We start from the raw sequence: 21,674 nt of genomic DNA, 5'->3' as shown, positions 1-21,674 counted from the left end.
GCGTCAGCGCGAGCATTCGGATCTAAAATCCCTCGGAACCTCACCCCCAGCCACTCTCCGTGGACGGAGAGGGAGAATAAAATATTGAACTCATCCACGAAGAGCGGGAAGGGGCAGCGGTAGAGTTAGGTCGTACTCCTTATCCAGTCTTCTCTACCAAGAACCCCCTCGATCCTCTCTGACTAAGGGGAACAAGGGGGTTACTGCTAATTACTTGTATTGTCTCGTTCAGGATCTGTTGAGAAAACCCTGAATTTGTTTCAGAGCATACGGAAGAATATTAAACCCTGCCCAGCCTGCTGCTGCGATAATTGGCAGCAAAACGATTAACACGCGCCAGTCAAACTCCATTGAAGTTTCCTCTCTTATTGCTTAAAGATTTTTGAACAATTCTCATATTTTATTTTTAGGCATCGGGGGACAGTTTGATACATCCCTTGACTTATCCGGACTCCTTAACTTTCCCAGACATCAATGGGACGTCGTAAATCCCAGATCCGTCCCCTTGCCTGCATGAACCAAAGCTAGCTTCTCGTAGCGCCTCGCGTGTTCGAGCAGTTCTGCCGTCTCAGCCTCAGAAAGTTCGCGCACCCGCTTGGCAGGCATCCCCACCATCAGCGACAAAGGGGGCACGTCCTTCGTCACCACACAACCAGCACCGATAAGACTCCCAGCACCCACGCGCACGCCATCTAGCACCACTGCACCAATGCCAATCAGGCAACCGCGTTCAATATGAGCCGAATGAATCACAGCGCGATGCCCGATGGTTACATGATCTTCCACAATGGTTGGCTTGCCCGGATCGCCGTGCAAAATCGCCCCATCCTGAATATTCGTCCGGTCTCCAATTTCAATGCGTTCTACATCTCCTCGCACCACAGCCCCGAACCAGATGCTGACCCCTGCACCAATCTTTACCCAACCCATGACAACGGCATTCGGGGCGACAAAGGCAGCTAAGGAGAGATCGGGGCTAGGCCAATAGGAATTATCGGCACCGAAGGACGGGTTTAAATTACTCACAAGATGTGCTCAGTGACTCCACAAAATAACCACACTCTTTATGGTGAGGGCGAAGCTTCACCTACACAGATATAATAAAGCCACTGGCACCGTTGGACAGATACATAGAATGCCGATACAGACTCCATGATGAATCCAGGCTTACAGTACCCTATCTTTGGCCCGGAGATTCACTGCCCCCATTGCCGCCAAACGATTCCGGCCTTGACGCTGACGGATACTTATCTGTGTCCGCGTCATGGTGCTTTTGAGGCAGATCCGAAGACTGGTGAACTGATTCATTTACAGTCTGGGCGTCACTGGCGTCGGTGGAGTGATGAATGGTACCGGCAACATACCCATCCGGATGGGATTCGGTTTGAGATTCACGAAGCCCTAGACCGGCTGTATACTCAAGGCTACCGAGCGACGCGAGTCATTATTGCCAGTCGTTATCGGGAGTTAATTAGTGCTTATCTGGAACGCAGCACCCCTTGGCGGGGGCAGTCAGATCCGCCGAAACCCAGGCTGTACGGATTGCCGGTAGAGTTTAGCCCGGAACCGGAAGAAGAACCCTGTTGGGAAGTGATTAATTTCGATTTGGAAAAAGAACCGGGTATCCCTGTGAGATATCCTTATTTTCGGTTGTTTGAATAATTTCGTTCGTGATTAGTCATTTGTGATTAGTCATTGGTCATTTGTGATTAGTTATTGTCAATTGGGTAAAGACTGGCAGACGATCGCGAAGGACTAAACACTAAGGGCTAAAGACTGATCGCAAAGGACAAAAATCATGCATCATGTTTCGATCCGCACGGCAAATATTCATCGCGCGATCGCTTTCTACGAACATCTGGGATTTACTGTCTGCGAACGCTTCACCGCCGGGATCACCCTCGCCTGCTGGATGGAGGGTAGTCTCGGACGCATTGAATTAATCCAGATTCCACAACCAAAACCCGCCCCCGATGCTTTTGGAGATGAGCATTACGTCGGGTATTACCATTTGTCTTTTGATATCACCGATACCGCATCTGATTTGCCGAGTTGGTTAAATTCTCTAAAAGAACGCTTTGATGAGGCAGCACAGACTTCTCCAGAGCAGTTCTTTCCCCTGAAGGTACTTTTAGAGCCAACGCAGCAAATGATCGGCTCAAGCGTCTACGAAGTTGCTTTCATTGCCGATACCGACGGCTTACCCCTGGAATTTATCCGCGTTTTGAGCAGCAGAGGCTCGGCAAATTAAGTGTTATTAATTGGGGAAATGATGTTGCAGGGTAGCCCCTACAACATCATTTTTTGATTTCGCAATGTCCTGACGCGCAAATGCGATCGCTTATACACCTTGCGATCGCAGATTTTCTGAATCTCAGTCTTAGAGAGGAGGAGTATTCCTTCAAATTATGCCAAAAGTAACAGATTTCTTCACCATACAATGATTCACTTAAAAATCCTCAATGCCCCCCTATCGCATTGCTTTTTTTGAAAAATTTATGTTTTATTAGAGGGTTGGATTTATTAAATAATCTGGCAGTAAAGGACAATTTTTAATGATAATTACAGCCCCGCTCCCTAGTATTGTCTCCTCTGGCTTACTGCACTGGATAATACAGCCGCAGTTAGCCTTGCACATTCCAGATGGCTTCTTGAGCTTGCCCGTTAGCCTCGTGACATGGGTACTCGCCATCGGACTGATTGCACTCGCCCTCAATCGAGTGCAGGCTGACTACCAGGAACGGGCAGTCCCGCTGATGGGTGTGTGTGGAGCCTTTATTTTTGCCGCCCAAATGATTAATTTCCCGATTCCAGGGGGCACCTCCGGACACCTGCTGGGTGGGACGCTCGCGGGAGTTTTACTTGGCCCGTGGGCGGGATCGCTCGTCATGGTAGCGGTCTTCATCGTCCAGGCAGTCTTGTTTCAAGATGGTGGACTGACTGTACTAGGAGCCAACATCACCAATATGGGACTCATTGGCACCTTTGCGGGTTACTACCTCTACAAAACAATTCGGTTTGCCTTAGGGCGGGATAACTGGCGGGGAATGTTAGTGGGGACGGCAATTGCAGCTTGGGCAAGCGTGTTTATTGCCTCGATTTTGACAGCAGTACAACTAGCTTTGTCCGGAACAGTGCCCTTTGGGGTAGCCGTAGGGGCAATGGCATTTTGGCACGTCCTAATCGGCATTGGAGAATCACTGATTACCGTCGTAGCAGTGAGTTATGTATGGCGATCGCGTCCCGATCTGTTGTTCGATCCACCCCGCCGAGCTGTTTCCACTGCATCTCGTTCGCTGTCACAGCGTTAAGCACTGCGTGCATCTAGTTATATAGGGAAGGGATAAAACGTTTATGAGTAGCAACCTCTCACGGGAACGCAACCGGGCTTTTGTCATCACTGGGTTGGGCGTTGCCCTGCTGATTGCAATTTTTCTGTCTCCATTCGCTAGCTCAGATCCAGACGGATTAGACCGAGTTTCTCAGGATCTAAAGTTTGAGGATAAAGCAGCCGAAGAAGCACCTGCTCAAAAATTACCCTTTTACGCTGTTTTTGAAGAATATGCCCTCAGAGGCGTACCAGAAGGACTCGCCACACCCTTAGCCGGTTTGATTGGAACCTTAACAACATTTGGTTTGGCTTGGGGGATTGGGAAGTTGGTGGTTCGCAATTCCGTTTCATCTTCCTCAGACTATGAAATCCCCTCGTCCTCAGATAATCCAGATGGCCCCCTGGATAGATAAGAACTAAAGCGTAAAGCGAATGCTGCTGCACATTATTGCCGTTCAACTAGATGCCGATAGCGATCGCAAAACTCCCTGGCACTCATTAGCACCCCGGACTCGAATCCTGTGTACGCTACTGCTTGTATTTGCGATCGCCCTGACGCCAAACGGACGCTGGTGGACTTGGGCAATCTATGGGTTAGGCGTGCTAGGCGTCATCCTGCTGAGTCGAGTCACTTGGAGCATCCTGCTGAAGCGAATCGCCGTTGAATTTGCTTTTATTGGCGTTGTACTGCTGGGCACTTTGTTTCGGGACGGCGGCGAGGTGCTGTGGTCTTGGGGAGTGCTACGGATTACCACCGTCGGGCTGATGGTTTTGGGTAGCGTGACGCTCAAGGCGCTGCTCTCTCTGATGATGCTAAATGTGCTGACTTTAACCACTTCGGTTGCAGCGCTGCTGAATGGATTAGTCGCCTTGCGAACCCCACCGCTGTTGGTGGCGATTCTGGCATCCATGTATCGCTACATCAGCGTCCTGATTGGGGAGGTTAACGCCATGCGTCGGGCAGCAGCCTCTCGCAACTTGATGGGCAGCAACCACTGGCAACGCCAAGTCATTGGCAACATGATGGGAACGCTATTTATCCGTACCTATGAGCGGGGGGAACGGGTTTATCAGGCAATGCTATCGCGGGGTTATCAAGGACTACCGCCCGTCGAGAAGGTGCCGTCGGGCGGACGCCGCGACATTGTGGCTTTAACCTTAACCGTAATTTTGGCGCTACTGGGACAAGTTGTTTATTTATTCTAAAAATTTTTAATTTTAAATTTTTGCTATGCACCATAATCCAATATTTATCCAAAATCTTAGCTATATCTACCCCGACGGAACTCATGCACTCAGGGGAATTAATTTATCGATTAAAGCAACGGAACGGGTGGCATTAATTGGAGCCAATGGTTCGGGAAAATCCACTTTGCAGTTACATCTGAATGGAATTCTCTTACCCGAAGAGGGAGAAATCATCATTGGAGAATGGCCTGTCAGAAGGGAGAATTTGCAAAAAATTCGGAATTTTGTGGGACTGGTATTTCAGAATCCAGATAATCAGTTATTTATGCCCACAGTTTGGGAAGATGTTGCCTTTGGCCCAATGAATCAAGGCTTGCGAGACAAGGAACTCACTGCACGAGTGCTTCAGGCGATGGCAGCGGTGGATATCGATCCAGAACGCTATGGACAGAGGAATACAGATAATTTATCTGGAGGCGAAAAGAAGCGGATTGCGATCGCAGGCGTGTTGGCAATGAACCCCCAAGTGTTGGTATTTGACGAACCCTCGGCTCAGCTAGATCCCCGTTCTCGTCGCCAGTTGATCGAGTTGTTAAAAAGCTTGCCGCTGACGCAACTGATTGCCACCCACGACTTAGATTTAGCCTTGGAGTTATGCGATCGCACGGTAGTCTTGAGTCAGGGTCAGGTCGTCTACGATGGTGCAACGGAGCAGGTGATGAGCGATCCTGATTTCTTAGTTCAGCACTCTCTAGAGTCGCCTCTCTGCTACAGTCGCCCTTACTGCCAGCTTGAAGATGCGCCGGTTAAAGAGCGCGTTCTGGTTTGAAATTCAATACTTTTCTGTGAATTACCGATAGTTCCCCACTGCATTCAAACAAGATATTGCTATAGATTTGAAATCTTCCCGCAACTATAGCCAATTCCCCACTAGCACGTAGGGTGCCCAGTAACGGGGATGCTGGTATCGGGGATTCTGCAACAAAGACAGCTGGGCAAACCGGAGTGCTTCCGCTTTCGTCTCCTTGGTATTCGTTAACTCTTGATAAAACTGACTCATCAGAAGGGCGCTACTCTCATCGTCCAGCGACCAGAGAGACGCGAGGGTACTCCGCGCCCCAGCGCGTACCGCAACCCCAGCCAGTCCTAAAGCCGCCCGTTTGTCCCCGGTAGCAGTTTGGCAAGCACTGAGGACGAGTAATTCGATCGCAGTTGGTCGGTTCGTATCTCTAATTCGGAGTAAATTATCCAACTGAGTGACATTAATCCGATTATCCCAAGTCAGAATAAATGTCTCCTCAGCTTTAGAACTGAATTGACCGTGAGTGGCAAGATGTACAACTGGGAAGGAAACCGCATTCATTTCTTTTTGGAAAGCGGTACTAGTAAATTCCTGATTGAGCAGTACCGTAGTGGGCACTACAGATTTAATCTGATTTAATTCCAGCGTCACATTGTTGAGCGCAGCAAACCCTTGGCGAGATTCAGTAATTCCGGCAGTTAAAGCTTTGATTTTTCCCCGTTCTAAAGATTTGGGGCCGAGTAACTGCAACCCTGGAGTTAATGCAACGCCATACTTTTGGACAAGGTATTGTTGACCGTCGTAGAGTGCCGCCATCGGGATATTTCGCAAGGAACCATCTAGGACAAATACCAAAGTTTTAATGTTGCTCGCGAGATCCTGCGATGCAGGTAAAATCAACCAATCATAGACTTGCTTGGATAAAGCTTGAGTTTCTTTCAGCGTGTAAGGTTTGGTCAGTTGCTTTCGCAAGTCTCCGACAATTCTTTCTACTTCACTCTGGTTGATATCAGTTTTGTAGTGGCGTAGCGGTTGTTGAGGTAACTTGAGAATGACTTCTAATCGGTCTGCCAAAATAATCGGATAGATGACTGCGGCGGTCGGATCGTCTTTATCGATGACTTGGTCGATTTGGACTGTTTTGCCTTGCAAACAGGCGGTGCGAAAGAAATTATCGAGTTCAGCAAGTTGCAGCGATTCAATTGTGTTACGGGCTAGTTTGAGATTGTCTTGACTCGGCTTTGAAGTTCCCTCTGTTTGCAATAGCAACTCGACAAGCTGCCGATAGATAGGCTCAACTTCTTCTCGAAAAGAAAACTGAACGTCAGGATTAATGGTAACTAAATCGCTGCGGAGAGATTGGAGAATATTCACCGCTTCCGTGTAAGCAGTGATCGCGTCTTTGGTTTTTCCCTGCGCTTTCAATAAGCGTCCTAATTGCCATTGCCAGCGATAGGAAATATCTGAGACGTTAATTGATTGGGCAAGAAGTAACGCTTGCCGAGTCAAGTCTTGGGCATTCTGCAATTGCTGAGTTTGTTCGTATAGTCCGCCGAGATGTCCCAGCGCATAAGCTTCTGCCCTGATATCTTGGATACTTTTGGCTTGTTGAACTGCATTCGCCAACACCTGACCGATTTCTGTCCAGGAGGAAGTATTTGCAGTGTCAGCTTGTTTGAGCCGCGTCAAACTTTGGGCAAAATTAATCTTGGCATAAACAGCCGTGCGACTGGGGGGTAAACTCGCAATTTCCGCTTGCATTTGGGAACCCAACGCCTTGGCAGCGCTCAATTGCTTCGTTTCCACCAACAAGCTCAATTGATTGAGTTTGGCTTGGTTGCGAGTCATTGGGGAAGGAGCGGTTGATTCAGCTTGTTGATAAAACTTTAAAGCTGCTTCCGTATCCTGTTGCGATCGCGCGGTATTTCCTAAACCCAGGAACGCTGCACTAATCTCTGGGGGAGAGTTGAGTTGCTGGGCGACATCCAAACTTTGCTGCAAAACCTGCCGGGACTTCTCTAAATCACCAACGACGCGGAGGGTGTTACCGAAAGAACTGAGAGCGATCGCTTTCATCGGATTGGGTTGATTCGCCAGCGTCTCCTCTACCTGAGTTAACGCCTTCGCAGCTTGACGATAACGCCCTAAAGATTGCAGCGCTAAGCTTTGGTTAATTAAGCTACCCGTAATTCCCGCCTTGTCGCCTGCTTGCGTATAAATAGCCGCCGCTTGTTCCCAAGTTGTTAAAGCTTGTTCCGCTTGTCCGAGTGCCAATTGCAGCTGTCCTTGGATGTTGAAAGCTTGGGCGAGAACCGGCAAGTGGTCTTTGTTGGGATTTCTCGCTTCTAATAGTTTCAGGCTGTTTGCGATCGCTTCCGTTGCCTCCGTCCACTGTCCGAGTTGTTGGTAAGCTAACGACAGAAAGCTCAACGTAGAAGCTTGATTTAGGATATCTCCTTGCGTTTGAAAAGTGTTTGCCGCTTGTTGCCAAATCCTTACCGCCTCAACAAACTGCCCAGTTTCATAAAATTCTCGTCCCTGTTGTACTTGAGTTGTATTGGTTAGTTCGGTAACGTCTAATGCAATGCTTCTCGAATCGGGGAAACCTAATCCCCTAACCCCCTTCCCTACAAGGGACGGGGGAATCGCTCTTTGTCCCTCTCCTACTAGGAGAGGGGTTGGGGGAGAGGTATCCAACAGCAGCGAATGAGAGTGTACCTTTTGACCCCAGGAAAGCAAAAGGGTCAAAGTTAATCCCAAAAGCCCGTACTTTAGAAAAGATTGTACTGCACGGAAAAGTACAGACCGTTTTCTTGCCATGTTCTTTCCCTCGAAGAGAGATTCACTAAAGGAATTCCCCAGTCCAGGCGGGCGCTGAAGCGTGGTGATTGCCGCCACTGCAATCCTAACCCAACCGATAAAAGTCTATTGGGTTCAGGATCTTCTCTGCCCGAACTGTTCCAGGCGGTGCCAAAATCGACGAACGGAATGATTTGGAGAACGCCCTGCACTTGGGGGACGCGCAGCACTGGGTACTGAAGTTCTGCACTTAGCAAGACGCCGTTATCCGTCAGCAGAGCATCCTGACGATAACCCCGAATGCTTTCTAAGCCGCCTAAACCAAATTGTTCTAAAGGGACTAGCGTTCTATCTGCTAGTTGCACGTTGCCACGCACCAATAGCAACGTTTCTGGGGCGAGGAGGCGTACCCACTGGGCTTGCCCTTGCCATGAATAAAAGCGGCTATCGGGACCAGATTCGTTAAGGGTGGCATCAAAGGCACCAAGTCCGATATTAAATTGCGATCGCAAGGCAATGACTTGGCGAGTCCCGGTTTGCGTCCATTCCTGAAACAATCGTAATGCTGATATCCGGGTGCGTCCCTCGTCATCAGCGCCCGCCGACAGGGGAAACGGAATCTCTAGCAAAGAAGTTTCGCTTTCCCGCCGAGATGCTGTTAAACCGACGGTGAATTGTTGGGTGGGGGTTTGAACAATTGGCTGGCGCAGGGTCAATTCGTAGTAGCGCGAGGCGGCATAAATATCGAGACGGTCGAAGGGTGGCTCAATCACATCGCTGGATGTGGTGCCGTAGCTGACGCTGAACGTGCCATTGTAAGGATTAATTGGCAGTGTGTAGGAAGTATCAAAACTATCGCTGCCATCTGTATTGCTGTAGGCAAGGCTTAAACCATCTCCCAAACCGAATAAATTCGCTTCATTCACTTGCAAGCGACGTCGGAAGCTGCCCACGCTGGGAGAACGACCGTTATCGATGCCGATTTGGGTGCTAAAGGTCTTCGCCTCTGTTATCCGAACCTCCAGCAAACTGAATCCCGGACGGGTTCCAGCGGAGAGTTCCGCAGATAAATTGGCAATCAGCGGATTGAGTTGCAGCAGTTGTAATGCTTCGAGAAGACGCTCTCGATTGAGAGGCTTTGATGTGGCGACAGCCAAACGCGATCGCACGTAGTTGGAATTTAACCGTCGCGTGCCACTAATTTTAATGTCTTCTAAGCCGCCTTCGACAACCTGAATGGTGACGACGCCGTTCTGAATTGTTTGGTTGGCGGGAATCAGGGCACCTGACGTAATATACCCTTGGTTGACGTAAAACTCGGTGACAGCAGTTCGAGCTTGCAGCAGTTCGGCAAAGGAAATTGGTCGATTGGTAAACGGCTTGGTAATTTCCGCTAGCTTTTCGGAACTGAAAGCTGTATTGCCGATGAATTCAAACTTTTCCACCGTAATGTTGCCAGGAACCGTCTCCCCCGGTGTCTCCTCGTCTGGGGAAGGCTGGGTGGGGGACTGGAGTAAGTCTTCTGGCGGCGGTAGTGGGGCAGGCGTTTCTGGGGACGGAAGCGGGGAAGGGGAGGGAGGTGGCGGTTGAATGATGTCTTGTGGCGGAGGGAGTTGAGGTTGAGCCGAGTCAATCGTTTCCGGAAGCGATCGCGCTGCTTGCGCCGTCAAGCAGATACTCAGGATTGCTAAACCCAGCCGAAGATACAATAAGCGATCGCCCCCAGAAAAATTACGGTACATGGCACTTAGCGGTTGTTAGCCCGGAATGAAGAGAGGAGTACGGAACAGCAGCGGTGAGAACGACTTCGCCTCGATCGTTTTTCACCCAACCTTGTGCTTCTACCAACGGCTCTTTTGTCAAGTTTGACTGTATGGCAACATCCTTTTGGGAGTGAGTGGAAGCTGGTGCAACCTGACGCCAATCTGTCCAAACGGCGTTGCTAGTTCGGGTTTCGCTAGGATTATCTGGCAACCCTCCGCTTCCCGTCACGGTGAAAGAACTCGCAACGTTGCTGCCACTCGCCGGACAAGTTTGCGCCACCAATCCAGAAGCATCGACCAATTCTGCTGGTAAAGTCGCTAACCCGCGACTGGGATCGACATCCAGGGTATTAATTTGTACGGTGCCATCGACCCCAAATTCCGAACTCGCAGTGATGTCACTTTGGGAGGTTGGGCGCGATCGCAACTGGCTACCAAAGATACTAGAAGTGGTGATGTTGATACTCCCTCCCCGACCTTGGAAGGCATTGGCGGTAATATCGCTATTTTCAGCTGGGACAGCGACGATGAATTTGGCATTAATGTCCACATTCCCACCATCTCCACCTGCTTTTGCAGTGCCTGCGGTGGTGGAAAGGTTACTATTGCGGCGCAGCAATAATAAGTCTTGCACTCGCAATCGAATATTCCCGCCGTCACCGGATACAGTTTGGGCGTTGAGGGTCGCCCCATTGTCTAGCAGGATAGAGCCAGAGTCAATTTCGAGTTCCCCAGCTTTTCCTAACCCTTGACTGCCCACAGAGATTTGTCCCCGATCCCGAACCGTTAACAACTGAGTTTTAACCGTCAGACTTCCCCCATCTCCGGTCGAAAATGCCGGAAGATTACTGCTATCGGAGGGGGAACCATCTCCGTCTCGGATGACATCGGCAGGGTTGCCGGTTCCAGCAAACAATCTGCTGCGAAGCTTTCCATTTCCTGAAGTCCCAATCAGTTCTACCAACTCAGAGGCATTCACCTCCACATTTCCCCCGAAACCTGCCCCAAAAGTAGCCGCAGAGACTTCTGCCCCATTTCGGATCGTCAATTTCCGAGTGGTAATCGTTAAGTTTCCAGCTTTCCCATTGCCTCTAGAAGTTTGAACCGACAATCCACTGGGACGGCGATCGCTCGGTGCGGTGCCACTCAGTTCCACCCGATCGGTGGCATAGACGTTGATACTTCCTCCCTGCCCCGTTCCGGAACCACTCGCTGATATCCGCGCCCCATCCCGAACTAGCAATTGCCGGGTCGTAATTGTCACGTTTCCCGCATCTCCCCCTGCATCTTTAACATCACTGGCGAGTTTGCTGGGTTTTTGACCATCCGCTGAGGTGCCGATCAGTTCTACCGAATCAGAGACATTGATGTCGATAATCCCTCCTTTCCCCTTGCCGGTGGTTGTTGCAGAGACCTGAGAACCCCCTTGAATGGTTAGCCGCACAGCTTGGATAAAGATTCCTTGCCCATTTCGATTCCCCAACGTATTTGCAGAAACTTTTGACTCATCGCTAAATGTCACCTGTCTGCCGGAAAGCTGGATCGCCCCGCTACCTTGACTGCTGACATCAATCGCTGCTTGATTCGTGAGGGATATATCTGCTTGGACGACGCTATCTAGAAATTTCAAGCGCCAACGATTGCCTTCGACATTCAGCTTTACGGTTCCTGGTTCTGCGACTCCTGCCAACTCGACTCGACCACTCCGCGCTTGTAAAAGCCCGCCCTTCCAACTCACATCACCGCCTAATAACAACAAAGTCTGATTTTCCGAGACTTTCAGGGTGCTAGCAGAACCCACGATTGGTTTAGGCAGTTGTGAAGAGATAAACCCGCTAGGGTCGCCAACCATCGTCAGTAAGCTACTCGATCCCCCTGGATTGGTGGCGCTAAACTGACTACCATCCGCCCATACCAAAGCATCCAGAGTTGTGGCAACAAAAGAGCCTCTGGTGGCACTACCGACATTGAGTTGAGCCTTTGGCCCGAAGTGAATGCCACTGGGATTGATCAAGAAGAAGTTGACCGGCTGATCGGTAAAAATTGAGCCGTTAATCAAGGAGGGAGAACCCCCTGTAACACGGGACAGAATATTTTGGATATTGGCGGCGCTGCTAAAACCCGCTACCTCGCCTGCGTTGAGGCTAAATTTTCCAAAGCTGTGGAACAGATTACTGCCGACGGTTTGACCCGCTGATTGAGGAATAACGTAATTAGGACCCGTTAAGGTTTTTACCAAGCCGAGGCTGCCATCAAGGGTGATATTTTGGGCGATCGCGCGATCGCTCCCAGCGGCGATCGTACCCAGCGCGATCGCGCTTCTTATCCAACAAGGGTGGCAATGCAGCGATCGAAGCACTCTGCGAATTAACACGCTTGGCTAGCATTACCTTGACGGTAAGGTTTCCGTATATTCACGCAATAGCCTAACACAGCCTACCCATTTAGATGCTCACGTTTAACCTTTTTCCATAAAAGTTGAACTAACTTGCTAACACTGAATCATCAAGACGCGATCGCAATTAGCGAGGACACTGGGACGCTAACGCTAAACTCTTAGGGGAAGAAGAAACAGCAGCCATCAGCACGACTTCACCTTGATGATTTCTCCCCCATCCAGTCGCTTCCACGAAAGGTATCGCCGGGGAATGAGTCTGAGATTTAGCAACCGCAGTTGAACGAGGGGAAGCTTTTGCAGCGTGCGAGATCCGATTTGGACGACTTGTTTGAGAAATTCGCCAATCTGTCCAAACGGCGCTGCTGCTTCGGGTTTCGCTAGGATTGTCCGGCAATCCACCGCGCCCAGTCAAGATGAATTCACTTTGTGCAAGCCTCCCACCCGTCGGACAAGTTTGTGCCACCAATCCAGACGCATCGACCAATTCTGCGGGTAAAGTCGCTAACCCGCGACTGGGATCGACATCCAAGGTATTGATATTGACTGCGCCATTTACACCAAATTCCGAACTCGCCGTGATGTCACTTTCTGGCGTCAGGCGGGGGCGAAACTGGGTGCCAAAGATGCCAGAGGTGGTGATATTGATATTCCCTCCCCGACCCTCAAAGGCATTCGCAGTAATGTCACTATTTTCTTCAGGGACGGCAACGATAAATTTGGCATTGATGTCCATATTGCCGCCGTTTCCGCCTGTCTTATCAGTGCCTGCGGTGGTGGAAATGCTACTGCCGTGGCGTAACTGCAATAAATCCTGCACCTGTAGAGTAATATTGCCCCCATTTCCCGATTTGGTTGTCGCGGTAAGGGCGGCTTGGTTGTCTAAAAGAATCGAACCTGCCTCGATTTCTAGATTGCCTGCATTTCCCGTCCTTTGGCTGCTGACATTGACTTGAGCGCCATCTTGGACAATTAACTGCCCCGTCGTAATTTTTAAGTCTCCCGCAGTTCCAGTCCCTGATGTTTGAGTCAGCAAGCTGCTGGCTTGCCCATCTGCCGATATTCCTACCAACTGCACAGACTTCTTGGCGGTGATGGTCAATTTTCCTCCCTGACCCTCCCCTAAAGTTCCCGCCGATACCAACGCTCCATTCTGGACAGTCAACTGTCCCGTTTCAATCGTCAAGTCTCCCGCTGCGGCGCTACCTGCCGTCCCCACCAACAAGCCGCTTCTGAACTGACTATTTTTGGATGTTCCCATGAGTTGCACCGAATCTGCGGTGACGCTCACCGTTCCGCCTTTACCTGTCGCCCCGCCAAAAGTAGAAGCGGAAACTTGTGCCCCGTCCTGGGCAATCAACTGTCCGGTTTTCACGGTCAAGCCTCCAGCAGATCCGGAGCCGCCTTGAGTCACCGCAAATAAACCGCTAGGATTCCCTTTTGCGGAGGTGCCAATCAATTGTACGGACTCTTGTGCGGTGACACTCAATTTTCCGCCCTGACCTGCATCAACCGTAGAAACTGAGACCTGCGCCCCATCTTTGAGAGTCAGCTGACCTGTTTTCAGCGTCAAGTTTCCGGCGGCTCCCGCACCTTCAGTTTGAGTAAACAAGCCGCTAACATCTACCCCATCCGCTGAAGTGCCAATCAATTCCACAAACTTTGCCGCAGATACGGTTAATGTTCCCCCCTGACCCGTGCTGAAAGTAACACTTCCTATCTGTGCCCCATCTTTGACAATCAACTGTCCCGTTTCAATTGTTACGTCTCCAGCCGCTCCATCTCCGATAGTCTGCGTTAACAAGCGGCTTCCTGCTAACACTTCGAGGGACTCCTGTGCAGTTACGGTAATCGTCCCCCCTGGTTCTGACCCGATGGTATTCGCCTCAATTTTTGAGCTATCGGTGAGCGTAATCCGCTTGCCTGAAAGCTGGATAGCACCGCTACCCTCACCACTGGTATCAATGAGCGCTTTTTTTGTTAGGGAAATATTTGCGAGTTGCACCCCTGCCGGAAAATTCAAATGCAGATTGTTACCATCAACATTTAGCCCTACAGTTGCTGCTTGCGCCACTCCTCCCAACTCGACGCTACCGCCGGGAGCTTTTAACTGCCCTGCTTGCAACTCTATATCCCCACCCACTAACAACAAACTCCGACCATCAGGAACTTGTAAACCTATCTCAGAAGATTGAATGACAATCGGCTGAGGGGCAATTTGATTAAATAAAAAAGCCGAAGGATTGACCGTTAGAACTGGGGGAACATTCGGCGCAGAAGCACTGAAAAAACCCTGAGTGTCAAACGCAATTGCATTCGCTGTCGTCGCTACAAACGAACCACCGATATCCAGAGAAGCCTTTGAGCCAAAGAGAATCCCATTGGGGTTAATTAAAAATAGATTGGCATCGCCAATTACCCCCAGCGTTCCCAGAATCTCGGAACGACTTCCTCCTGTCACCCGACTCAGTATGTTTTTAATCGCTGGAGGAGGAAGAAAATAGGCGGCTCCAATTTCTCCAATATCGAATTGTTTAAAACTATGAAACAAGTTGGAATCCCGTGTTGCACCGCTAAAGATAAATTCAACCGGAATGCCAGGAGCAACAGGTACCACTACAGAACTTTCCGTTCCTAAGGTTTCATCGGGTACGATTTGGGCACATACGCGACTGACTTTGAAAAGCGCCCCTACTATCGCCAACGAGCATACCAGCCCCAACTGCAAAGTCTGCTGGAGCCAGCTTTTAGGGTTCACGGCATTTGTCTCCATTCCGGTAAGTGAAAAACTGAGTAAGGTATTTCACTGCAACAAAGCTTATAAGATGTCTAGAAAGTTTTCGCTCTTTCCTAACCCGGCTTAAAAAGGGAAATTGAGCGTTTAAATACTCCCAGATTGACCCGAAATTTCAATGCTACCTATTCGGTGAAGCTCAAGTTCAAACTTGACTCGAATAAAGTTGCAAAATTTACGCGATCGCTCACCAAACTACTAGGGTCAATTTTTAGAGTTTGGCTGACTAAGTTGCTATTTGCTAAAGCGAACCCAACCAGAGGTCGCTCGTTAAGCATTGCGCCTACGATATGTTTGAAATGGGCAGGAACGTTAGGAGTCGGAGTAGCGGGCACATAACTTTTGATGGCATCCTGAGCTACATTGAAGTCTTTAATGATGTCAAAACCATCAGCACTTTGGACATAATAGCCAACTCCCGGCTGTATGCCCCAGCTAATAACGTTGGTAAATATAAAAATATCACTGCCAGCATCGCCCGTGAGAGTGTCAAAGCCAGCACCTCCAACTAAGGTATCATCGCCAGCGCCACCGATGAGATCGTCAATGCCATCGCCGCCATAGAGGTCATCCTTTCCTTCAAAACCAGTAATGGTGTCATTTTCTACACTCCCCTTTAAATTCGGGTCATTTCCAGAAGTGCCGTTGATAATTGCCATGTTAATTCCTCTTTATTAATATTTTTGTTGGTAGTTTAGTGTAAAAAAAATACAATGATAAACGCCCGCTTTTGTACAAATTCACTCAGTTAAAAACTCTATCATTGTGCGGCTAAATGCGAGATTAGTTGTATAGCAATTCAAGGGTTGGAGGCATTGAGTGACAATTTGCCATTGGAATTAGACTAAGGGCATAGAACTGATTGAAACTAATCTCTTGAGCGACAAGTTTTAAACTTTTATTTTATAAGTCTAACTGTTTTTAGGACTTGTTACCAGGCGCTTGTTTTGGCAAAACATATTTGTGATAGCTCGTTTAAGTGTCACCTAATTGAGTGACACTTAACTGAGATAATTCAATCTTATCTGGCATATTTATCTGAGCGCTAGAACAGTGATAGCTAAGCGTTTTTACTAGGTCATGTCTAGCGCTCAAATTTCGGAAAATTAAAACAGCAACGATTGTGTGAAAATCGCGTTGAATCCCGACTCAAATTGATTTACATAACTTATGCGATCGATCAAAAAACCACTAACGTCAAGCGTTGGAAATGTGCTGACAAAGCCGCTATTTGTCAGCGCGCCAAGAACATCCCCTGGAGGTATGATGGGTGGGCCTGTAACGTGTTTAAAATGGGGAGGAATACCAGGCTCAGAAACAAATGCTTTGATAGCATCCTGATCTGGATTAAAGTCTGTAATGGTGTCAAAACCATCCGCACTCTGAACATGGACAACGCCGCCCGACGGTGGAGTGTGGTTAATATAGCCTTTAAATACAAAGATATCAGCGCCAGGACCGCCTGTGAGAGTGTCAAAGCCAGCACCTCCAACTAAGGTATCCTTGCCTTCTCCACCGTTGAGGGTATCTATGCCATTGCCGCCATAGAGGTTATCGTTTCCGGCAAAACCATTGATGGTGTCATTTTCTGTGCCTCCCGTCAAATTAGGGTCGTTTCCCAAAGTGCCATTGATAAGTGCCATATTAATTAGTCCTTGAAAAAATTAGTGGTTTGGCTCTGATTTTAGTGTTGAAATATACAACACTGAAGTTTCCTACCTTTTTAGGAACACATTTATCTACAAACCGAATTTTTAGCTTCCGGATTCTTTAGTATTTTTTGAACAAAAGTGAAATTTAGTTATGTAAGCAGGGCTGAAGCTAACAGCATCGATTGATAGGAATCTTGTTTTAATGGTGAGCTAGCCCTTCAGATACCCGGCTTCTCTCTTGAAGTCGGGTATCTCGCCTTCACGAATCATTGAGGAGTGCGATCGCTTCGATGTCAAATCCGGTGAATTACCGCATAATCCGCGATCGCCTGCCAAAGCCTTGAGGCCACATTAGACTTGTTTGTTTACTGTTGTTGAGCGGTGCAGCAATCAATTACAGGTTCTTGAGCGATCGCTTCCAAGCCACCAGAGTTTAATAAAGTTACCCAATCATTCGTGAGGGCAGCATCGTTGGGATTCGCACTCCGGAGTTCAGCAAGAGCAGTGAGGGCATCATGCCAGATTCCTTGTTTGGCATAAAGAACCACACGTTCCCGTGGGGTTGCTTTCTGTAACTGACTCATCAAAGTGGCAGAAGGTGCAATCCGCTGAACTGACCCTTCAACCAAGGGCGGAGCATCCGGATCGCAATTAATCATAAAAAACCAACGGTACATCTTGCCCACTTTTAGCGGCGCTACTGTAGCCGGAAGACGCACTTTGACTACACCAGGCTGCTTTTGGGATGCGATGAACTTGGTTTGATAGACATTGTTACCTTGGTCATCCTGTAGGATGAATTCCACAGGCAGGTCGGGTGTGAGCGCATAAGGAATGTAATACCAAAAGGTAGGAGCCTCAGAAGCCGTTAATGCCCATACGGACTCAAAGGTTTTTAAGGGTGAGTTCCCAGATTCTCCTTCATTCAAACTTGTCTGAGTCGCAGGCACCAAGGCAGTCAGAGGCTCCTCGCCGATCGCGGCTGGACACGTACCACGGCTAGCCCCTCCTCGCTGTCGTCCAGCGGGGGCGCTGCGGTCTGCTGGCGGTGGTGGCGCGTTGAACAGCAGGGTGCCGGGGCTACGGCTAGCGCCTCCTTGCCGTCGTCCAGTGGGGGCGCTACGGTCTGCTGGTGGTGGTGGCGCGTTGGACTGTACGGTTAAGACTTCTGCGAAAGCAGGTTTTACGGGGATTTGCGTCAAACTGCCGATAAAAGCAACTAGGAAGAGGGTAGGCCATTTGGCACCGCTTGTATTAGGAGACCTCTCCCCCAACCCCTCTCCTGCAAGGCGAGGGGAGTTCGGCTCCCCGTTCCCTGGTAGGAAAGGCTCATGGGGGCTTAGGTTTTTCAGGTGCAAGATATAAGGTTTGGCACGCTGCGCGATCGCTCTGGCAAGGATTATCTGTTTAAAAGGGAACTTCATATAGCTAGTCGAAGGAATTTTAAGGTGAGTGACTATCGTCTAGCTCGAAAGGTTGCATACACGGCTACGCTGGTGCTGCTCGCTACCAAGGCTAGCGCTGGTGGAACCAAAGGCACCCAACAACCGCTTTGTATTAACAGTGCCAAGCATAAACCATACAACAAGATTTGTGCGGCGGCGATCGCTATCCCTAAGTGGACCGGGGACTTCAGATAGCAGACGAACAACCCTCCCAGTAAAGACCAGCCCCAAATCCAAAAAACTTCGCCCCACTGAGGCCACACCCATAATAGCGATCGCCCATCTTTCACTGCACTAATCATTTGACTCACCATTTGCGCTTGCACAAATACTCCCGGCATTTGCTTTTCAGCCCACTGACCTTGACTGTAGGGTGTGAGCCAATAGTCATGAAAACTGTTAGCACTCGTGCCGATCAAAACAATGCGATCCTTGATGGAATTGGGATCGATCTGACCGTTGAGAACTTCTCTGAGGGTCACTCGATCCGCAATATTTTCCGGGGAGCGGTGGGAGCGATAATTCAGCAGCACTTGATGACCCCAGGCATCGGTTCCTTGGTAGCCACCTGTAAAACTCTCCAAAGGCTTAAAAACCACCTTACCCAGTTGCAAGAACCCCTCTGAATTAATTGTCGGTACAATGCCTTCTGCCGCTAAATAACGGAATGCTAATTGGGCGCTGAAGGCGTAGTAAGCCGTACAGGGAGAGGCAGGGTCTGGTTTCAGCGATAACAGATGGCGACGAACCACTCCATCGGAATCGACCATGAAATCACTAAACCCTAAACGTTCTGTTGGGATTTCTGGCGGTGCTGGAATCCCCGGTTCACCCGCCTGGGGATCGCTGACTTTGCAAATACCAATTAAGCGATCGCTTTGGCGTAACCGATTGGCTAAATCTTTCTGACTGGGTAATGCTGGAAAATCTCGATAAATATCTAAGCCAATCGCTCGCGGTTTATACTGCTCTAGTTTCTGCAACAGTTGATTGAGTGCCGGATCTGACAACGACCCACGCCTCTGTTCTGGATTCTGAGCTTGAACATCTGCTTCAGTAATGGTAATCACCAAAAGGCGCGGATCTGGCTTTTCATCGGGTCGCCTGGTCAGTATTTGGTCAAAAGCTTTTAGTTCTAATGATTGCAGCATTCCCTGATGCCGTACCCCCGCAATCAATGATGCGATCGCTACGCTGGCAAGCAACGCTACCCGCAGTCGTCCCCGCCAGGTTTGAGCTTGAGTCTGGGAGGTTCGGGAGGGGGATGGTAGTGGGGAATCGAGAATCGGGAATTCTTCTTTCCTTTTTCCAACAATTCCTTGCCAAGTCGGTGGCAACACGGCCGGATTTTGGCAAACGATTGGCAACCAAGTCGCGCAAGGAAATTTAGCTTCTAGTCCTTGCAATCTTTCCCGTGCTTCCCGTACTGCTAAATAAAAAGACTCACCACGAGCAAAGGCTTCGAGAAAAGACTTCAAAAATTCTTGTGCAACCTTATCCGGTACGGGTTCCCGCATCACAATAATTTGCGGAATATGTAAAGAAGCCAAATCTTTTGCCAAACCTAACCCATCGCAAGAGTTAAAAATCGCGATTTTTAACCCGCGTTCAACCGCTTTTTTTAATCCATATTTAAGTTCTTCTATTGATAAGCTTTCTGTTTGATTAATATAAATTTGTCCCGTCCCGCCATTCTTCTGGCTATAACTATGACCCGCAAAAAATAAAATATCCCAGCCTTGTTTCCAAAGCTGTTCGGTTAATTCTTCCCGTTGTGGTTCTACCAGAAATCTGATTTCTGCGTTGGGTAATTGCTCTAATAAAATCCGATCGGCTTGGGTATTAATTCCCGTACTATTCCCCAAAATTGCTAAAATTCTCACCTTCTCGATAGGCGATGAGAGTTGTTCTACACGTTCGTAGACTGGAGCGCTTAAAGCAATTTCGGCTTTTGGGTAGCGATCGCATAATTCCCAAAGATGCCAAGGTAATTTCCGTAGCTGAACGTCTTCAGTTTGAATAATGAACCGAATTTCATCGGCAGGAACTAATTGTTCTAAGAGTTTTTCTCGAATTGCCCGAAACGGCTCCGAATTCAGCCAGACATTTAAGCGATCGCGCAATACATTGGCTGCCAAACTACAGTCATCAATCTTGGCAACATTAGTCGGTTGACTAATTTTTGCTTCTAGTCTGTAGGGCACTCCCAAACGACGATAAGCCGTTGTCCAGATGGTGTAGTGTTGGGGAATTTCTGGAGCGGGAGGTAACATTCCAACGCTTTCTATCGAAGGGCGTTCACCATCGTTCCCAATTTGTAATGAGACTGGGAAACCTTCTTCAAAAGAACCACTCCATAGTTTTATAACAACTAATTTAACCATTTTGACGGTAGGACGATTAGTTTTCAGCAATTAAATGTAAGGGTTGTTTCCAGATAACTGGAAAAATTGCTCTTGGATTACAAGAGGTGTCTCAAGTTTACAAATAATCGCTAAATAACAAAGTCTTCTTGAATGCTGGCATTCCCCAAAGCGACTCTAACGCTAAACTGTTCTCCAGAATTGCCACTAAACTCTAATTGAATGTAATCATCTGCATCTCTTGACTCGGCTTCTAGAAAAGTAGAGCCAGATTCATCGAGGACAATCAATTGGAGAGAAGGGGGTAGATAAGCTTGATTACCCCTAGGATGCACCTGAAGAAGAATATTCGTTTTCTCCTCAGATTCTGGATTGATTTCAACAACTAAAGCGACAGAAAGGTCGGCAATCTCTACCCCTAAGTCTATCAATTTTGCTTTGCGAACGGCAGCTTCTGGCTGTTCCAAACTGGGAGCAAGTACATCGCCTCTAAAACTAAAGGCTAGATTTGATTCAGGCGGAGTTAGCAAGGTTTCAACGGTTTGCCAACCGGCTTCAAAAACATTGTTGAACCACTGGCTCAAGTTGGCTTGGGTTCTGCGGAAAGCAGGGGTGAGGGACGATGCAGCAGCTGTAATCGGATGCATTAATTCCTGCAAGCGATCGAGTAAATCTTCAGGCGATCGCAATTGACCGATCGACAACTCTGAGGTAGTGACGCTGGGGGTAAATCCCAACACACTTGCCTCTCGCATCGATTCATCGATTTGAACCATCACATAGCCAATTCGATCTGACCAAACTTCGGGGGGAATGTGGCAGATTTGTTCGGTGCTTCTCAACGGACGACATTCTAAGCGACCGAGTCCCCGCACTTCCAGGTCAGCTACATCAGAACATAAGCGTACGATGGGATTCCAGCTATCACTGGCTGCAAGATTGGTGGGAATCCCCATCATCTGCAAGTAATCATTGACCACACAGACAGATAGGGTATTCAACAGAACTTGCTCTGCTTTGTGCGGCGTCGGCTGCTGAGTGGCAAACTGCTGTGCTATTGTGCGTGCGGCTTGGGTAATCGGTAACGGTAGGGCAAAATCTTCTAGTTCGTGGGGGTTAAAAGTCATGGTTGGGAGGCTCCG

The 21,674-nt window shown here is 48.8% G+C and carries 17 protein-coding genes; 6 read left to right on the top strand and 11 right to left on the bottom strand.

The features are described 5' to 3' along the window. Positions 1-228: 228 nt before the first annotated feature. Together NDI33_RS01875 and NDI33_RS01870 are read right to left on the bottom strand one after the other, a co-directional pair. The gene (locus NDI33_RS01875) at positions 229-351 is read right to left on the bottom strand and encodes a photosystem II protein Y (RefSeq protein WP_190411030.1); all 123 of its coding nucleotides are present in this window, start codon (positions 349-351) and stop codon (positions 229-231) included. Between the two features lie 120 nt (positions 352-471). Continuing rightward, complete coding sequence (locus tag NDI33_RS01870; protein ID WP_190678452.1) at positions 472-1,026, bottom strand: gamma carbonic anhydrase family protein; 555 nt, start codon at positions 1,024-1,026, stop codon at positions 472-474. Positions 1,027-1,152: 126 nt separating this feature from the next. Between NDI33_RS01870 and NDI33_RS01865 the strand changes: the two genes are divergently transcribed. The 6 genes from NDI33_RS01865 (at position 1,153) to NDI33_RS01840 (ending at position 5,348) form a co-directional block, all read left to right on the top strand. Continuing rightward, on the top strand, positions 1,153-1,662 hold the full coding sequence (locus NDI33_RS01865; RefSeq protein ID WP_190411032.1) for a TIGR02652 family protein: 510 nt from the start codon (positions 1,153-1,155) through the stop codon (positions 1,660-1,662). Between the two features lie 136 nt (positions 1,663-1,798). After that, on the top strand, positions 1,799-2,251 hold the full coding sequence (locus tag NDI33_RS01860; RefSeq protein WP_190678450.1) for a VOC family protein: 453 nt from the start codon (positions 1,799-1,801) through the stop codon (positions 2,249-2,251). Positions 2,252-2,555: 304 nt separating this feature from the next. Further along, positions 2,556-3,311, top strand: a complete 756-nt coding sequence (locus NDI33_RS01855) for an energy-coupling factor ABC transporter permease (protein ID WP_190434947.1) — start codon at positions 2,556-2,558, stop codon at positions 3,309-3,311. Between the two features lie 43 nt (positions 3,312-3,354). Further along, positions 3,355-3,744: a PDGLE domain-containing protein gene (locus NDI33_RS01850; RefSeq protein ID WP_190678444.1), complete on the top strand. Its 390-nt coding sequence runs from the start codon at positions 3,355-3,357 to the stop codon at positions 3,742-3,744. Between the two features lie 19 nt (positions 3,745-3,763). Beyond that, on the top strand, positions 3,764-4,537 hold the full coding sequence (cbiQ, locus tag NDI33_RS01845) for a cobalt ECF transporter T component CbiQ (protein WP_190678442.1): 774 nt from the start codon (positions 3,764-3,766) through the stop codon (positions 4,535-4,537). Positions 4,538-4,562: 25 nt separating this feature from the next. Further along, complete coding sequence (locus NDI33_RS01840; protein WP_190678441.1) at positions 4,563-5,348, top strand: ATP-binding cassette domain-containing protein; 786 nt, start codon at positions 4,563-4,565, stop codon at positions 5,346-5,348. A gap of 84 nt (positions 5,349-5,432) precedes the next feature. Here the strand turns inward: NDI33_RS01840 and NDI33_RS01835 are convergent, their stop codons facing one another. The 9 genes from NDI33_RS01835 to NDI33_RS01795 form a co-directional block, all read right to left on the bottom strand. Next, positions 5,433-8,141 carry a CHAT domain-containing protein gene (locus NDI33_RS01835; RefSeq protein WP_190678439.1) on the bottom strand — a complete coding sequence of 903 codons (2,709 nt, stop codon included), beginning with the start codon at positions 8,139-8,141 and terminating at the stop codon, positions 5,433-5,435. Continuing rightward, entirely contained in the window at positions 8,093-9,862 is a 1,770-nt protein-coding gene (locus NDI33_RS01830) for a ShlB/FhaC/HecB family hemolysin secretion/activation protein (RefSeq protein ID WP_190678437.1), read from the bottom strand. Before NDI33_RS01830 ends, NDI33_RS01835 begins: the two co-directional genes overlap by 49 nt. Then, positions 9,852-12,257 carry a filamentous hemagglutinin N-terminal domain-containing protein gene (locus tag NDI33_RS01825; RefSeq protein ID WP_190678436.1) on the bottom strand — a complete coding sequence of 802 codons (2,406 nt, stop codon included), beginning with the start codon at positions 12,255-12,257 and terminating at the stop codon, positions 9,852-9,854. The genes NDI33_RS01830 and NDI33_RS01825 overlap by 11 nt, the downstream gene beginning before the upstream one ends. A 148-nt stretch (positions 12,258-12,405) precedes the next feature. After that, complete coding sequence (locus NDI33_RS01820; protein WP_190678434.1) at positions 12,406-15,036, bottom strand: S-layer family protein; 2,631 nt, start codon at positions 15,034-15,036, stop codon at positions 12,406-12,408. A gap of 161 nt (positions 15,037-15,197) precedes the next feature. After that, positions 15,198-15,731: a hypothetical protein gene (locus NDI33_RS01815; protein WP_190678433.1), complete on the bottom strand. Its 534-nt coding sequence runs from the start codon at positions 15,729-15,731 to the stop codon at positions 15,198-15,200. A 447-nt stretch (positions 15,732-16,178) separates the two neighbouring features. Continuing rightward, positions 16,179-16,715 carry a calcium-binding protein gene (locus NDI33_RS01810; RefSeq protein ID WP_190678432.1) on the bottom strand — a complete coding sequence of 179 codons (537 nt, stop codon included), beginning with the start codon at positions 16,713-16,715 and terminating at the stop codon, positions 16,179-16,181. 374 nt (positions 16,716-17,089) lie between these two features. Beyond that, positions 17,090-18,148 carry a DUF928 domain-containing protein gene (locus NDI33_RS01805; protein WP_190678431.1) on the bottom strand — a complete coding sequence of 353 codons (1,059 nt, stop codon included), beginning with the start codon at positions 18,146-18,148 and terminating at the stop codon, positions 17,090-17,092. A 32-nt stretch (positions 18,149-18,180) separates the two neighbouring features. Then, positions 18,181-20,442, bottom strand: coding sequence for a CHASE2 domain-containing protein (locus NDI33_RS01800; RefSeq protein WP_348245611.1), 2,262 nt, complete (start codon positions 20,440-20,442; stop codon positions 18,181-18,183). A 221-nt stretch (positions 20,443-20,663) separates the two neighbouring features. Beyond that, positions 20,664-21,659: a DUF1822 family protein gene (locus NDI33_RS01795; protein WP_190678429.1), complete on the bottom strand. Its 996-nt coding sequence runs from the start codon at positions 21,657-21,659 to the stop codon at positions 20,664-20,666. Positions 21,660-21,674: the final 15 nt, after the last annotated feature.

This window comes from Trichocoleus sp. DQ-A1, from assembly GCF_039961955.1.
In the GTDB taxonomy this organism is placed as follows: domain Bacteria; phylum Cyanobacteriota; class Cyanobacteriia; order Cyanobacteriales; family FACHB-T130; genus FACHB-T130.
This window is presented reverse-complemented; position numbering and strand designations above follow the sequence as displayed.